Origin of the sequence: Pseudomonas fungipugnans, assembly GCF_029955235.1 — a bacterium.
Lineage (GTDB): Bacteria > Pseudomonadota > Gammaproteobacteria > Pseudomonadales > Pseudomonadaceae > Aquipseudomonas > Aquipseudomonas fungipugnans.
The window spans coordinates 1,542,843-1,558,729 of the sequence record NZ_JARBWL010000002.1 but is presented as its reverse complement, the minus strand read 5'-3'; the positions used below and the strand labels follow the sequence as shown (position 1 = coordinate 1,558,729).

The 15,887-nt window shown below is 58.0% G+C and carries 16 protein-coding genes; 1 reads left to right on the top strand and 15 read right to left on the bottom strand.

Features of this window, described 5'->3' with window-relative positions; translation table 11 throughout:
- Positions 1–56: 56 nt before the first annotated feature.
- The 15 genes from rnhB to rpsB all read right to left on the bottom strand — a co-directional run bounded on the left by rnhB (position 57) and on the right by rpsB (position 14,697).
- Complete coding sequence (gene rnhB, locus POF45_RS21860) at positions 57–683, bottom strand: ribonuclease HII (protein ID WP_282317452.1); 627 nt, start codon at positions 681–683, stop codon at positions 57–59.
- An 11-nt stretch (positions 684–694) separates the two neighbouring features.
- Complete coding sequence (lpxB, locus tag POF45_RS21855; RefSeq protein WP_282316703.1) at positions 695–1,828, bottom strand: lipid-A-disaccharide synthase; 1,134 nt, start codon at positions 1,826–1,828, stop codon at positions 695–697.
- A gap of 2 nt (positions 1,829–1,830) precedes the next feature.
- A complete protein-coding gene (gene lpxA, locus POF45_RS21850; protein ID WP_259499895.1) occupies positions 1,831–2,607 on the bottom strand; it encodes an acyl-ACP--UDP-N-acetylglucosamine O-acyltransferase in 777 nt (258 codons plus the stop codon).
- Complete coding sequence (gene fabZ / locus POF45_RS21845) at positions 2,604–3,044, bottom strand: 3-hydroxyacyl-ACP dehydratase FabZ (protein WP_201195505.1); 441 nt, start codon at positions 3,042–3,044, stop codon at positions 2,604–2,606. Before fabZ ends, lpxA begins: the two co-directional genes overlap by 4 nt.
- 108 nt (positions 3,045–3,152) lie before the next feature.
- Positions 3,153–4,208 (bottom strand): UDP-3-O-(3-hydroxymyristoyl)glucosamine N-acyltransferase, encoded by a 1,056-nt coding sequence (gene lpxD, locus POF45_RS21840; RefSeq protein WP_259499891.1) that lies wholly within the window; start codon positions 4,206–4,208, stop codon positions 3,153–3,155.
- A 3-nt stretch (positions 4,209–4,211) separates the two neighbouring features.
- On the bottom strand, positions 4,212–4,715 hold the full coding sequence (locus POF45_RS21835; protein WP_259499889.1) for an OmpH family outer membrane protein: 504 nt from the start codon (positions 4,713–4,715) through the stop codon (positions 4,212–4,214).
- 45 nt (positions 4,716–4,760) lie between these two features.
- The gene (gene bamA / locus POF45_RS21830; RefSeq protein WP_259499886.1) at positions 4,761–7,160 is read right to left on the bottom strand and encodes an outer membrane protein assembly factor BamA; all 2,400 of its coding nucleotides are present in this window, start codon (positions 7,158–7,160) and stop codon (positions 4,761–4,763) included.
- 74 nt (positions 7,161–7,234) lie between these two features.
- Complete coding sequence (rseP, locus tag POF45_RS21825) at positions 7,235–8,587, bottom strand: sigma E protease regulator RseP (RefSeq protein ID WP_282316702.1); 1,353 nt, start codon at positions 8,585–8,587, stop codon at positions 7,235–7,237.
- Positions 8,588–8,634: 47 nt separating this feature from the next.
- Complete coding sequence (gene ispC, locus POF45_RS21820; RefSeq protein ID WP_282316701.1) at positions 8,635–9,825, bottom strand: 1-deoxy-D-xylulose-5-phosphate reductoisomerase; 1,191 nt, start codon at positions 9,823–9,825, stop codon at positions 8,635–8,637.
- Positions 9,822–10,628, bottom strand: coding sequence for a phosphatidate cytidylyltransferase (locus POF45_RS21815; RefSeq protein WP_259499881.1), 807 nt, complete (start codon positions 10,626–10,628; stop codon positions 9,822–9,824). The genes ispC and POF45_RS21815 overlap by 4 nt, the downstream gene beginning before the upstream one ends.
- Positions 10,628–11,383, bottom strand: coding sequence for a polyprenyl diphosphate synthase (gene uppS / locus POF45_RS21810; RefSeq protein ID WP_259499879.1), 756 nt, complete (start codon positions 11,381–11,383; stop codon positions 10,628–10,630). Before uppS ends, POF45_RS21815 begins: the two co-directional genes overlap by 1 nt.
- A 13-nt stretch (positions 11,384–11,396) precedes the next feature.
- Positions 11,397–11,954, bottom strand: a complete 558-nt coding sequence (gene frr, locus POF45_RS21805; RefSeq protein WP_259499877.1) for a ribosome recycling factor — start codon at positions 11,952–11,954, stop codon at positions 11,397–11,399.
- Positions 11,951–12,694: a UMP kinase gene (pyrH, locus tag POF45_RS21800; RefSeq protein WP_003172271.1), complete on the bottom strand. Its 744-nt coding sequence runs from the start codon at positions 12,692–12,694 to the stop codon at positions 11,951–11,953. The genes frr and pyrH overlap by 4 nt, the downstream gene beginning before the upstream one ends.
- A gap of 209 nt (positions 12,695–12,903) precedes the next feature.
- Positions 12,904–13,767, bottom strand: coding sequence for a translation elongation factor Ts (gene tsf, locus POF45_RS21795; protein ID WP_201114335.1), 864 nt, complete (start codon positions 13,765–13,767; stop codon positions 12,904–12,906).
- 192 nt (positions 13,768–13,959) lie between these two features.
- Complete coding sequence (gene rpsB, locus POF45_RS21790; protein ID WP_003219330.1) at positions 13,960–14,697, bottom strand: 30S ribosomal protein S2; 738 nt, start codon at positions 14,695–14,697, stop codon at positions 13,960–13,962.
- Between the two features lie 373 nt (positions 14,698–15,070).
- On the opposite strand from rpsB, the gene map reads away from it, so the two are divergent.
- Complete coding sequence (gene map / locus POF45_RS21785) at positions 15,071–15,853, top strand: type I methionyl aminopeptidase (RefSeq protein ID WP_259499871.1); 783 nt, start codon at positions 15,071–15,073, stop codon at positions 15,851–15,853.
- The last annotated feature ends 34 nt before the right edge of the window (positions 15,854–15,887 follow it).

Genomic DNA, 15,887 nt, shown 5'->3' with positions numbered 1-15,887 from the left:
TGAAGACAACAAAGCCCGGATTGTACCGGGCCTTGGAAAAAACATCAGCCTTGCGACTAACTCTCGAGCAGGTTTTCCAGTGCCTCATACGCCAGACGCACCGGCGCAAACGAGCGGCGATGAATCGGGGTAGGCCCCAAGCGAGCCAGCGCTTCCAGATGAACGGGCGTCGGGTAGCCTTTATGGCCGCCGATCCCGTAACCCGGATAGATCAATTCGAAAGCAGCCATTTCACGATCACGGCTGACTTTGGCCAGAATGGATGCCGCCGCGATCGCTGGGACCTTGCCGTCGCCCTGCACCACCGCTTCAGCGCGCATGGACAGTTTCGGGCAGCGGTTGCCGTCGATCATCGCCAGTTTCGGCTGAATGTGCAGGCCCTCGATGGCGCGCTGCATGGCCAGCATGGTGGCGTGCAGAATATTCAGTTCGTCGATTTCCTCGACTTCAGCGCGAGCGATGCACCAGCTCAGCGCCTTCTCGCAGATTTCGTCGTAGAGCTTCTCGCGGCGGGCTTCGGTGAGCTTTTTCGAGTCGTTCAGGCCGTGGATGGGCCGATTCGGATCGAGGATCACCGCAGCGGTCACTACCGCACCGCAGAGCGGGCCACGTCCGACTTCGTCGACACCGGCCACCAGGTCTTCCACTTCGGCGACGAGGGTGAAGTCCAGGCCCATCTGCATGCTTGTCTTGCTCATTGTGCTTTGCTGCCGATCAGGTTCAATACTGCGTCCGCTGCCTGATTGGAGGCGTCCAGGCGCAAGGTGCGATGAATTTCGTCGAAGCCACGGGTCTGTTCTTCACCACCTTCGATCAATGGCGAAAGCGTCTGGGCCAGGGCTTCGACCGTCGCATCATCCTGCAGCAATTCAGGCACCAGCAAGCGCTGCGCCAGCAGGTTCGGCAACGACACGTAAGGGCTTTTCACCATGCGCTTGAGAATCCAGAACGTCAGTGGTGCCAGGCGATAAGCGACGACCATCGGCCGCTTGTACAGCAAGGCTTCCAGAGTCGCGGTGCCGGAAGCAATCAGTACCGCATCACAGGCCGCCAGGGCCAAGTGGGATTTACCGTCGAGCAACGTCAGTGGCAAATCACGGCCAACCAGCAGCTCTTCCAACTGAGCGCGCCGCTCGGGACTGGCACACGGCATGACGAAGCGCACACCAGGGCGCATGGCACGCAGACGCTGGGCAGTATCGAGGAACAAGGCGCCGAGACGACCGACCTCACCGCCGCGACTGCCGGGCATCAACGCCACCAGTGGTCCATCAGGCAAGCCCAACTCGGCTCGCGCAGCCGTGCGGTCAGCTTCGAGCGGGATTGCATCGGCCAGGGAGTGCCCGACAAACCGCACCGGCACGCCCTTTTCTTCGTAGAATTTTGCTTCGAACGGGAACAGCGTCAGCATCAGGTCGCAGCCTTCGCGGATCTTCAGCACGCGCTTTTGCCGCCAGGCCCATACCGACGGGCTGACGTAATGCACGGTCTTGATCCCGGCCTGACGCAGCTTGAGTTCGATATTGAGGTTGAAGTCCGGGGCATCGATACCGATGAACACGTCCGGCTTCGCAGCAATCAGGTCAACGACCAGTTTCTTGCGGCGCTTGAGCAGCTCACGCAAACGACCGAGCACTTCCACCAGGCCCATCACCGACAGGCGCTCCATCGGAAAATAGGAGGTCAAGCCTTCGGCCTGCATCAGCGGACCACCGACCCCAATGAACTCCACCGCTGGATGACGGGCTTTGAGCGCGCGCATCAGGCCGGCGCCCAAAATATCACCGGAAGCTTCACCCGCCACCAGCGCAATACGTAAATTAGCCATGATCAGCGAGTGATGCCGCGGTTCGAGGACTGGATCGAGTCACGAAACACCGCAACTTCTGGAAACTGTGCTGAAGGCTCGGTCAGTTCGGCCAGCGCCTGCTCAACTGTCAGACCCTGGCGGTAAACCACCTTATAGGCACGACGCAAGGCATGGATCGCGTCTTCACTGAAACCGCGACGGCGCATGCCTTCGAAGTTCATGCTGCGAGCCTCGGCCGGGTTGCCAAACACAGTGACGTAGGCGGGAACGTCCTTGCCGATGGCGGTGCCCATGCCGGAAAAGCTGTGGGCGCCGATATGGCAGTACTGGTGAACCAGGGTGAAGCCGGACAGGATCGCCCAGTCTTCAACGTGCACATGACCCGCCAGCGCAGTGTTATTGACCAGGATGCAGTGGTTGCCAATGACACTGTCGTGACCAATGTGCGCGTAAGCCATGATCAGGTTGTGGTCGCCAAGGGTGGTCTCCGAACGATCCTGCACGGTGCCACGATGAATCGTGACGCCTTCACGGATGACGTTGTGATCACCAATGACCAGGCGTGTCTCTTCACCTTTGTACTTCAGGTCCGGCGTGTCTTCGCCGATCGACGAAAACTGGTAAATACGGTTGTGCTTGCCGATTCGGGTGGGACCTTTGAGGATCACATGCGGCCCAATGACCGTGCCCTCGCCAATTTCCACACCCGCACCGACAATCGACCAAGGGCCGACCTCGACACCGTCGGCCAGAACAGCCGTCGGGTCGATGATGGCTCGAGGGTCAATCAAACTCATACTTTTTGTTCCGCGCAGATAATTTCAGCGGAGCAGACTGGCTTGCCATCTACCGATGCCTGGCATTCGAATTTCCAGATCTTGCGCTTGCAACTGATGAAGGTGGCTTCAAGGATCAGCTGGTCGCCAGGCTTGACCGGCTGGCGGAAGCGCAGCTTGTCGGAGCCAACAAAGTAGTAAAGAGTGCCGTCAGCCGGTTTCAGGTCAAGCATCTTGAAACCAAGGATCCCGGCAGCCTGAGCCATCGCTTCGATGATCAACACGCCCGGCATGATTGGATGCGCCGGGAAGTGGCCATTGAAGAATGGCTCATTGATGCTGACATTCTTGTAGGCGCGAATGCGCTTGCCTTCCACATCCAGATCCACGACCCGGTCCACCAGCAGGAACGGGTAACGGTGAGGCAGGTATTCGCGAATCTCGTTGATGTCCATCATTTCGGGGGGAAGCCTATGTAAAGATTGGGAGCGCGCGACTGAAGCGCGCCCCTCTAGCAAATCAAGGAGGCAGTCTAGCGGCTGTGCACACTTGATATGGAAATGGTATCAGCCATCTGATGAAGCATTACCGTCAGGGGTCACTTCCCCTACTCGCTTTTCCAGCTGTCGCAGACGTCGCGCGATATCATCGAGCTGACGGATACGTGCCGCGCTTTTGCGCCACTCGGCAGCCGGTTGCATGGCTGTGCCGGAAGAATAGGCACCCGGCTCGGTAATCGAGTGAGTCACCATGGTCATCCCGGTCAGGAAAACGTTGTCGCAAATATCGATATGCCCCACCAGACCGACGCCACCGGCGAGCATGCAATGCTTGCCGATTTTGGTGCTGCCGGAGATACCGACGCACGCCGCCATGGCGGTGTGATCACCGACCTGCACGTTGTGCGCGATCTGAATCTGGTTGTCGAGCTTCACACCGTTACCCAAAATCGTGTCGGCCAGTGCGCCACGGTCGACGGCAGTATTCACGCCAATCTCCACATCGTCACCGATCAATACACCACCGATCTGGGCGATTTTCTGCCAGACGCCTTTTTCGTTGGCAAAGCCGAAGCCTTCGCCACCAAGTACGGCACCCGACTGAATCACTACGCGCTTGCCGATCCGAACATCGTGATAAAGCGTGACCCGCGGAGCCAGCCAACCGCCCTCGCCGATCTCGCTACGGGCACCGATGAAGCAATGAGCTCCGACCGTTACGCCGGCGGCAATACGCGCCTGACTTTCGATCACCGCAAAAGCACCGATGCTTGCCGCCGGATCAACCACTGCATCCACCGCCACGACAGCTGTCGGATGGATACCGGCAGGTGCCTTGGGCTTGGGATCGAACAGGTGAGAGATGCGCGCATAAGCCAGGTACGGATCAGGCACAACCAATACGTTACCGGCAAAACCTTCAGCGTCAGCGGCCTTCAGCAACAACGCTGCGGCCCGGCTGTCGGCCAGGTATTTACGGTATTGAGGGTTTGCCAGGAAGCTCAACTGAGCTGGGCCAGCCTCTTGCAAAGTGGCTAGCCCAGTAATTTCCTGCTCCGGGTCGCCACGCAGGGTGGCGCCAAGGAACTCGGCCAACTGGCCGAGCTTTATAGTCGCTGTCATGGGTTACTTCAGCTGATTCATGCGCTCGATAACCTGGCGAGTGATGTCGTACTGAGGTTTGACATCAATCACTGCGCCACGCTCGAAGACCAGGTCAAAAGCACCTTTCTTGATGACTTCTTCCACAGCGCTGTCCAGTTTCGGCTTGAGCTGCTTCAGCATTTCACGGTCGGCAACGGCTTTGGCTTCGTTGAGTTCCTTGGACTGGAACTGGAAGTCACGGGCCTTTTGCTTGAATTCCAGCTCCAGACGCTCACGCTCGCCCTGCTGCATCTTGTCGCCACCGGCTACCAGACGATCCTGAATGCCTTTGGCACTGCTTTCCAGGGTCTTGAGTTTGGTCAGCTGTGGGCCGAACTTCTTCTCGGCATCCACGGCGTACTTCTTGGCCGCATCAGATTCCAGCAAAGCCATCTGATAGTTCAGAACGGCAATTTTCATGTCGGCAAAAGCCGGGCCTGCGACCAGTAAGGTCGCCAGGAGAACCAATTGAGTCAACTTACGCACGATGCACTCCTACAAAATCCATTGTCGTTATCTTGGGTCAGACGCTTAGAACGTCTGGCCGAGGGAGAATTGGAAAATCTGGGTTTCAGCGTTCTCCGGTTTCTTGACCGGCATTGCCAACGCGAAGCTCAAAGGACCCAGTGCGGTGACCCAGGTCACACCTACACCGACGGAACTTGCCAGATTACTCAAGCTGATGTCATTGCATTGCGTGTTGGACTTCGAAGCCGGGTTGGTATTGGTAGTCTGCTCGCACTTGGAGTCAAACACGTTACCCACATCCCAGAATACAGAGGTACGCAGGGAACGCTGATCCTTGACGAAAGGCAGCGGGAACAGAAGTTCTGCACCACCTTGAATCAGGACGTTACCACCGAACGGCAGCGGGTCTTGATCCGGGTCAGCAAGCGTGCCTGGGTTGCCAGTACCGTTTGGACCTGTTTGGCCACGGCTCGGCGTACTGCGAGGACCCAAGGTGCTGTCCTTGAAGCCACGAACCGAGTTGAAACCACCAGCATAGTAGTTTTCATAGAACGGCAAGCCATCTGTCGAACCATAACCGTCGCCATAACCCAGCTCGGTGTGCAGGCGCACGGTGTAGTTCTCGCTCAGCGGCTGGAACAACTGGCCACGGTAGTCGAGTTTGAAGAACGACAGGTCGCTGCCCGGGGTAGTCGCTTCCAGGGTCAGGCTCTGGGAATGGCCACGGGTCGCCAGCACGCCCTTGTTCAGGGTGGACTCGGACCAGCCGGCCGAAGCCTTGAAGTTCAGGTAGTTGTCGCCTTCACGGTTAACGAAGTCGAAAATCTCGTCAACGGTGTACTGGCCAGTCTTGATCTTGTCTTGTTGCGCAGTCAGGCCGAAGGTCAGGCGCGAAGTCTCGCTGATCGGATAACCGACGCTTACGCCTGCACCCAGGCTGTCTACCGCATAGCTGGCTACGTCGACATCGAGGTCTTTGTAGTCGGTCGTGCGATAGAAAACGTTGTAACCCAGGCTCACACCGTCAGCGGTCCAGTACGGGTCGACATAACCGAAGTTATAGCGGCTCTGGTATTGACTGCGGGTCAGGCCGATGCTGACCTTGTTACCGGTACCCAGGAAGTTGTTCTGGGTGATCGAACCACCAAGGATCAGACCGGCACTCTGGGCGAAACCGACACTGGCGGTAATCGAACCGGAGGCCTGTTCTTCAACGGCGTAGTTCACGTCAACCTGGTCGTCGACACCGGGCACGGCCGGGGTTTCAACGTTCACTTCCTTGAAGAAGCCCAGACGCTCAAGACGGGTCTTGGATTGGTCGATCAGGTAAGTCGAAGCCCAACCGCCTTCCATCTGACGCATTTCACGGCGCAGCACTTCGTCTTCGGACTTGGTGTTGCCACGGAAGTTGATGCGATTCACGTAGGCGCGCTTGCCCGGATCAACAGCAAAAGTGATGTCGACGGTATGGTCGTCATCGTGTGGCTGAGGGACGCCGTTGACGTTGGCGAAGGTGTAGCCCTCGTTACCCAGACGACGAGTGATCAGTTCGGAGGTGGTGGTCATCAGCTTGCGCGAGAACACCTGGCCTTTCTGAACCAGCAACAGGGACTTGACCTGGTCTTCAGGGACTTTCAGGTCGCCGCTGAGCTTGACGTCACGAACGGTGTATTTCTCGCCTTCGTTGACGTTAACCGTGATGTAGACGTGCTTCTTGTCCGGGGTGATGGACACCTGGGTCGAAGCGATATCCATGTTGATATAGCCACGGTCCAGGTAATAGGAACGCAGACGCTCCAGGTCACCGGAAAGTTTTTCACGAGCGTACTTGTCATCGTTCTTGAAGAACGACAGCCAGTTGGTGGTTTTGAGTTCGAACAGGTCAATCAGGTCGTCATCAGGGAAAACCGTGTTGCCCACCACGTTGATGTGCTGGATGGCAGCGACGGTGCCTTCGTTGATGTTGACCTTCAGTGCGACGCGGTTACGCGGCTGCGGCACGACTTCGGTGTCGACGGTAGCCGAGTAGCGACCCTGAGCGACATATTGACGCTGCAGCTCGTTACGCACGCCTTCGAGGGTGGCACGCTGGAAGATCTCGCCTTCAGCCAGACCGGATTGCTTGAGGCCCTTCATCAGGTCTTCAGTGGAGATCGCCTTGTTACCCTCGATCTCGATACTGGCGACCGAAGGGCGCTCGACGACCGTGATGACAAGCACGTTGCCTTCGCGACCCAGCTGGATATCTTGAAAGAAACCGGTTTTGAACAACGCACGAGTGGATTCCACCAGGCGACGATCATCCGCCTGCTCGCCGACGTTCAACGGCAAGGCACCAAAGACACTACCCGCGGAGACCCGCTGGAGGCCATTGACGCGAATATCAGAGATGGTGAAGGACTCGGCGTGAACTTCGGCGATCATCAATACGGTGAGAACCGCAGTTAGCAGCAGACGTTTCATGAAGTCCTTTCTTATTCCAACTGGCAATAAACAAACTGCCGCAAAATGCGGCAGATTCGCAATTCAGCGAAGCGTTACAGACGACCCAGATCATTGACCAGAGCAAGCAACATCACCCCGACCACCAAACTGATACCGATCTGTATCCCCCAACCCTGCACCCGATCTGACAAGGGGCGACCACGCACCCACTCGATCAGATAAAACAACAAATGCCCCCCATCCAGTACAGGAATGGGCAACAAATTCAGAACGCCCAGGCTAATACTCAGATAAGCAAGGAAATTCAGGAAATCAGCAACACCCGACTGGGCAGAAGCGCCCGCCACTTTAGCAATGGTTATCGGTCCACTCAAGTTTTTTACCGAGAGCTCGCCGAACAACATTTTCTTGAGCGAATCGAGGGTCAGTACGCTCATGGTCCAGGTGCGTCGGGCACCCTCACCAATCGCGGCCACAGGACCGTAACTGACCTCGCGAATCATCTCTGGCGGCCAATCGACAGCTTTGACCCCGGCCCCCATATAACCGGTGGGTGCCTTGCTCTCACCGCGGGCGGCCAGCGTTACCGGGACGTCGATTTGAGCACCATCACGCTCAACGCGCAGCATGATTTTGGTATCCGGATGCATACGGACAATATCGACCACTTGTTGCCAGTCATTGAGCGACTGACCATCGAGGGCCAACAACCGATCGCCGGTCCTCAAGCCCGCCGCCTGCGCCGGCCCCTTCGGATCAAGCTCGGCCAGGATCGGTGCCAGTGCCGGACGCCACGGACGAATCCCCAGCGAACGAATCGGATCCGGCTCGTCTGCGCCCTTGAGCCAGTGATCGAGCATCAGTTCCCGAGGCGAGTCCGCAGTAGACCCCTGCTCGCGCACCATCAACTGCAAAGTGCCGCTCTCGCCCAGGCGCCGCACCAGCTGCAGGTTCACGGCAGCCCAGCCGGTTGTCGGCTCGCCATCGATTGCGACAATTTCCTGATTCGGGCTCAGACCCGCCTTCGCGGCGAGACTGCCGGACTCGACGGCACCGATGACCGGACGCACCTGCTCGCTGCCGAGCATCGCCAGTACCCAGAAAAAAATCATCGCCAGCAGAAAGTTGGCAATCGGACCGGCGGCAACGATGGCAATGCGCTGACGCACGGATTTGCGGTTAAAGGATTGATCGAGCTGATCGACCGGCACTTCGCCTTCGCGCTCATCGAGCATCTTCACGTAGCCGCCCAACGGGATGGCGGCCACCACGAATTCGGTGCCTTGCTTGTCGTGCCAGCGCAGCAGCGGCATGCCGAAGCCCACGGAAAAACGCAGGACCTTGACGCCGCTACGACGCGCGACCCAGAAATGGCCGAACTCGTGGAAGGTGACCAGCACGCCCAACGCAACCAGGGTGCCGACAATCATATAGAGCGCGCTCATCTATTTTCTCCGCAATCCTGTCCAGTGTTGCATGGGTAGCGCAGCACCTATCGCCCCTGACGACTCAACCATTGTTCGGCCAGCGAACGCGCCTTGGCGTCTGCCGTGAACACCGCGTCAAGATCATTCACTGCCACGACAGGTTCGAGATTCAAGACTTCCTCGATAATACTCGCGATTTCGAGGTAACGAACCCGCCCATCGAGAAACGCCGCGACGGCCACTTCGTTTGCCGCATTGAGCATGGCCGGGGCACTGTTGCCCGCTTCTGCTGCCTGACGCGCCAGGCGCAGGCAAGGGAACCGTTCTTCATCGGGCGCCTGGAAATCCAGGCGAGCGATGGCAAACAGGTCCAGAGGCGCGACACCCGAATCGATCCGCTCGGGCCAGGCTAGCGCGTTGGCTATGGGCGTACGCATATCGGGATTGCCCAATTGCGCCAGCACCGAACCATCAACGTAGTCCACCAGCGAATGGATGACACTTTGCGGATGAATGACCACTTCAACCTGTGATGGCTTGGCATCGAACAACCAGCAAGCTTCGATCAGCTCAAGCCCCTTGTTCATCATGCTGGCCGAATCCACCGAAATCTTGCGCCCCATGGACCAGTTCGGGTGAGCGCACGCTTGCTCTGGACTAACGTGCGCCAATTCAGCCATCGGCGTCTGCCGGAAAGGACCACCAGAGGCTGTCAGTAAAATCCGACGCACGCCGACTGCACCCAGACCACGAGCGAAATCCTGAGGCATGCACTGGAAAATTGCGTTGTGTTCACTGTCGATCGGCAGCAGCACCGAGCCGCTTTTGCGCACAGCCTGCATGAACAGGGCGCCGGACATGACCAGCGCTTCCTTGTTGGCCAACAGGATTTTCTTGCCCGCCTCGACCGCGGCCAGTGTCGGGCGCAAGCCCGCAGCACCGACAATGGCCGCCATGACAGCATCGACCTCAGGATCGGCAGCGACCTGGCACAGGCCCTCCTCCCCCACCAGCACACGCGTCGACAACCCGGCAGCCCGCAAATCGTCCTGCAGACCGCGAGCGGCGTTCGCCTCAGGCACAACGGCAAAGCGCGGCACATGGCGCACGCACAATGCCAGCAGCTCACTCAGGCGCGTAAAACCGCTCAAGGCGAACACCTGATAGCGGTCGGGGTGACGCGCGATGACATCCAGGGTGCTCAGACCAATCGAGCCGGTCGCCCCCAGCACTGTAATCTGCTGTGGGCGGCTCACGCTGCAGCCATCCACAACAACACCGCAAATACCGGAATCGCCGCCGTCAGGCTGTCGATACGATCCAGTACGCCGCCGTGACCCGGCAGCAGGTTACTGCTGTCCTTGACCCCGGATTGGCGCTTGAACATGCTTTCGGTCAGGTCGCCCACCACCGAGATGAATACGATCAGTGCGGCGCCGAGCAGGCCTTTGAATAGCTCTGCGAATGTCCAGTCGCGCACCAGACCGACAATCAGCGTGATCACCAGGCTCAGCGCAAGGCCACCGTAAACGCCTTCCCAGCTCTTGCCAGGACTGACCTGCGGGGCCAGTTTGCGCTTGCCGAAAGCGCGACCGGAAAAGTACGCACCGATATCGGCACCCCACACCAGCACCATCACCGCCATGATCAGCCAGTTGCCCAGTGGCTCCTGCTTGATCTGGATCAGGCCTTGCCAGGCCGGCAAAAGAATCAGCAAGCCGATCACCAGCTTGCAGGCGGCACTCGCCCAATGCTCACTGGAGCGCGGATATGTCAGTACCAGATACGTCGCCACGCCCCACCAGAGCACCGAAGCGCCCAACACCCAGGGCGCGAGCCCGGGCAGGATGTGCATGACGAACAGCATCAAGGCAACGATCACGGCATAGGCCACGCGCATCGGTTGAGCCGTGAAGCCAGCCAGACGCGCCCATTCCCAGGCACCCAGGGTCACGACCAGGCCAATGAACAGCGCAAACCCTGTGCCCTCGAGCAGGAAAAACCCGCACAAGGCAATCGGCAGCAGGATGAGTGCAGTAATGATTCGTTGTTTAAGCATTAAACCCGGGCTCCAGACTCGACCTGCTCGCTCGTTTTACCGAAGCGTCGCTGGCGAGAAGCGAAATCAGCCAGCGCAGTGCGCATGGCGTCGTGTTTGAAGTCCGGCCAGAACAGGTCGGAGAAATACAGCTCGGTGTAAGCCAGCTGCCACAGCAGGAAATTACTGATGCGGTGCTCACCGCCGGTACGGATGCACAGGTCCGGCAACGGCAGATCACCGGTCACCAGGCAGGTTTGCAACAGCTCGGGGGTGATGTCTTCCGCGCGCAAATGCCCGGCTTGAACCTCCCGCGCCAGACGCTGAGCCGCTTGCGCGATATCCCACTGACCACCGTAGTTGGCAGCAATCTGCAGGATAAAGCGATTGGCGCCGGCAGTGATCGCCTCGGCTTCACGCATGGCTGCCTGAAGCTCGGGGTGAAAACGCGAACGGTCACCAATGATGCGCAGGCTGATGTTGTTGTCATTGAGGCGCTTGGCCTCACGACGCAGCGCCTTGAAGAACAGATCCATCAAGGCGCTGACCTCATCGGCCGGGCGCTGCCAGTTTTCACTGGAGAAGGCAAACAGGGTCAGCACCTCGACCTTGGCCTCGGCGCACACTTCAATCACCGCGCGAACGGCATCTACACCCGCTTTATGCCCGGCGACACCCGGCATGAAGCGTTTTTTCGCCCAGCGATTGTTGCCATCCATGATGATCGCGACATGGCGCGGCACCGCGGACGGCGCAGTCTGCTTGGTCTTATCCATGAAAACGCGACCCTTATACGGCCATCAGGTCCGCTTCTTTCTGCTTGGTGGCGGTTTCGATATCAGCCACGGCCTTGTCTGTCAGCTTCTGGACGTCATCAGCAGCACGACGCTCTTCGTCTTCGCTGATTTCCTTTTCCTTGACCAGGTCTTTGAGCTGGCTCAGCGCATCGCGACGAATATTGCGCACGGCAATACGCGCATCTTCTGCGGCATCACGCGCCTGTTTGGCGAAAACCTTCCGGGTCTCTTCAGTCAGGGCAGGCATGGAGATCAACAACAATTCGCCCAGGTTGGTCGGATTGAGGTTCAGGCCAGCGCTCTGGATTGCCTTGTCGACCGCCGCGAGCATATTGCGCTCGAAGGCCACGACCTGCAGGGTGCGGGAGTCTTTAACAGTGACGTTGGCCACCTGGCTGATAGGCGTATCCGAACCGTAGTAAGGCACCATCACGCTGCCCAGGATGCTCGGGTGCGCCTTGCCGGTGCGAATCTGACCAAATGCATGGGCCAGAGACTCCAGGGATTTGTGCATACGCGCTTGGGCGTCTTTCTTGATTTCGTTGATCATTGTTGGCCTTCCTCGATCAGGGTGCCTTCAGCGCCGCCATGCACGATGTTCAGCAGGGCGCCGGGCTTGTTCATGTTGAATACGCGCAACGGCATCTTGTGGTCGCGACACAGGCAGATGGCGGTCAGGTCCATCACGCCCAGCTTGCGATCCAGCACTTCATCGTAAGTCAGATGATCGAACTTCTCGGCATGCGGGTCTTTGAATGGGTCAGCGGTGTAGACGCCATCGACCTTGGTCGCCTTAAGCACGACATCGGCATCGATTTCGATTGCACGCAGGCAGGCTGCCGAATCCGTGGTGAAGAACGGATTGCCGGTACCGGCCGCGAAAATCACGACTTCCTTGGCGTTCAGGTGACGCATGGCTTTGCGACGATCATAGTGATCCGTTACGCCAACCATGGAAATGGCCGACATCACGATGGCCGAGATATTGGCCCGCTCCAGCGCATCACGCATGGCCAGGGCGTTCATCACAGTGGCCAGCATGCCCATGTGGTCGCCTGTGACCCGGTCCATGCCAGCCGCGCTCAGCGCCGCGCCACGGAACAGGTTGCCGCCGCCGATCACCAGACCGACCTGCACGCCGATGCCAACCAGTTGGCCGACTTCCAGCGCCATGCGATCCAGAACTTTCGGGTCGATCCCGAACTCTTCCGAGCCCATCAGGGCCTCGCCGCTAAGCTTGAGTAGAATGCGTTTATAGCGAGCCTGATAACCACTGCCCTGCTGAGCCATTGCGAATCTCTCCTGCGGCGTATTTTAAAAATTCTTTGCGAGCTGTTTACAGCTGGCGTTCACTCTAGCTTGGCGCTGCTTCAGCGCCATCGGAACATGGCTTTGTAAGCCAGTTCCAAAGGGAAACCAATAAAAATTGGTAGCCCATCTGAAAAGAGGCTGCGCGCGTAAGCGGGCAGCCTCTTCAGGGCGACAGTTAAAAAACCGTCTTATTGCTTGGCGGCAGCCAGCTGGGCAGCAACTTCTTCAGCGAAGTTGTCGACCGGCTTCTCGATGCCTTCGCCTACTTTGAAGTAGGTGAAAGAAACGATTTCAGCGCCAGCTTTCTTGGCCAGTTCGCCGACCTTGATTTCAGGGTTCTTGACGAACGCCTGCTCAACCAGGCTCGCTTCAGCCAGGAACTTGCTGATACGACCTTTGACCATGTTTTCAACGATGTTTTCTGGCTTGCCAGCGATCTTGTCAGCGTTGAGGGTCAGGAACACGGCTTTCTCGCGCTCGACCGCTTCAGCGGAAACTTCCGATGGCAGCAGGAATTCAGGGTTGGTCGCCGCTACGTGCATAGCGATGTCTTTGGCCAGCTCAACGTCGCCGCCTTTGAGAACAACCGCAACACCGATCTTGTTACCGTGCAGGTAACCACCAACAACATCACCTTCAACGCGAGCCAGGCGACGGATGTTGACGTTTTCGCCAACCTTGCCAACCAGAACCAGACGATCGGCTTCTTGAGCGGCGATCAGCGGCGCAACGTCCGTCAGCTTGTCAGCGAATGCTTTTTCAACGCTGGAAGCAACGAATGCCTTGAAGTCGTCCTGAAGAGCCAGGAAGTCTGTCTGCGAGTTCACTTCCAGAAGAACAGCGGACTTGCCGTCTTCCTTCAGAGCGATAGCGCCTTCAGCGGCAACGTTGCCCGCTTTCTTGGCAGCCTTGATGGCGCCCGAAGCACGCATGTCATCAATGGCTTTTTCGATGTCGCCGCCGGCCTTGGTCAAGGCCTTTTTGCAATCCATCATGCCTTCGCCGGTACGCTCGCGCAGTTCTTTGACCAACGCTGCAGTAATCTCTGCCATTTCAAAAATCCTCTTGGATAGGTTATCAACCATTCCACCCGATCGAACGGGCGTTCAATTCTTCCCGAACCACCCTTGTAAGCCGCTGCACGTTACAACCGCTGTAGCTGCGCTGCCCACAATTGGTTTTCGAGGTGGCAAAAAGGGGGCCAAGCCCCCTTTTTGCTTACTGAGTCAACGCCAAGGCGTCAATTACTCAGCTGCTGCTACCGGAGCTTCTTCAACGAACTGCTCGGTGCCGCCAGCAACGTGGTTGCGACCACGGATTACAGCGTCAGCCATCGAACCCATGTACAGCTGGATAGCGCGGATTGCGTCATCGTTGCCTGGGATGATGTAGTCAACGCCTTCCGGGCTGCTGTTGGTATCGACTACGCCGATAACCGGGATGCCCAGCTTGTTGGCTTCAGTGATCGCGATACGCTCGTGATCAACGTCGATAACGAACAGAGCGTCTGGCAGACCGCCCATGTCCTTGATACCACCCAGGGAACGATCCAGCTTTTCCAGGTCGCGAGTGCGCATCAGCGCCTCTTTCTTGGTCAGCTTGGCGAAAGTACCGTCTTCGGCTTGCACTTCAAGGTCACGCAGACGCTTGATGGAAGCACGGATGGTTTTGAAGTTGGTGAGCATGCCGCCCAACCAGCGGTGATCGACGTACGGCGAACCGCAACGTGCTGCTTCTTCAGCAACGATCTTGCCAGCGGAACGCTTGGTGCCGACGAACAGAATCTTGTTTTTGCCCTGGGCCAGACGCTCTACGAAAGTCAGAGCTTCGTTGAACATTGGCAGGGTTTTTTCAAGGTTGATGATGTGAATCTTGTTACGCGCGCCGAAAATGTACTTACCCATTTTCGGGTTCCAGTAACGGGTCTGGTGACCGAAGTGCACACCGGCCTTCAGCATATCGCGCATGTTGACTTGGGACATGATAGTTCCTTAATAAGTCGGGTTTGGCCTCCACGTATCCCAATGACCAACCAGCAGCATCAGCTGAAGGCACCCAGGTCATCGTGTCGACACGTGTGTGGATTTAAGCCTTTCGGGGTATCCCCGGAAAGCGGCGCATTTTATATCACAAGCTTGCAAAAAACGGAACCCGGATTCTCAAAACCCGACATCCGTCTTCGAACGCACCTTGGAATCGCCCAAGAATGCGCCAATCTATAGAGAGAAGCGACGCACAGAAGCTCAGATTTGCGCTGATCGTCTGATAGAATCGCGTTTTTCGGGGCCGCGAACAACCGTCGCGCAACGCCCATCCCGTTTCAGGAAAGCGCCAACGAGCGCAGAGAGAGCCTGTATGACCGTCACCCTCAAAACCCCCGAGGACATCGCAAAAATGCGCGTCGCCGGCAAACTGGCCGCCGATGTGCTGGAAATGATTGCCGAACATGTCAAACCGGGCATCACCACCGAAGAGCTGGACCGCATCTGCCACGACTATATCGTCAACGTGCAGCAGGCCATCCCTGCCCCGCTCAACTACAAGGGCTACCCGAAGTCGATCTGCACCTCGATCAACCACGTGGTCTGCCACGGCATCCCGAACGAGAAGCCGCTGAAAGATGGCGACACCCTGAACATAGACGTCACCGTCATCAAGGACGGCTACCACGGCGACACCAGCCGCATGTTCCACGTTGGCAAAGTGCCGGTGTGGGCCGAGCGCCTGTCGCAGATCACTCAGGAATGCATGTACAAGGCCATCGAGATCGTCAAACCCGGCTGCCGCCTGGGCGATATCGGTGAAGTGATCCAGAAGCACGCCGAAAAGAACGGCTTCTCAGTGGTTCGTGAGTTCTGCGGCCATGGCATCGGCAAGGTTTTCCACGAAGAACCCCAGATCCTGCATTACGGCCGCGCCGGCACTGGCATGGAACTGCAAGCAGGCATGACCTTCACCATCGAGCCGATGATCAACCAGGGCCGCGCCGACACCAAGGTACTGGGTGATGGCTGGACCGCGATCACCAAGGACCGCAAGCTCTCCGCCCAGTGGGAACACACCCTGGTAGTGACCGAGACCGGCTACGAGATCTTCACCCTGCGCGCCGATGACACCATCCCCCGCGTTTCGGCCTGATCCAGCCACCGTTCCCAGCCTATAGAAAGGAAAG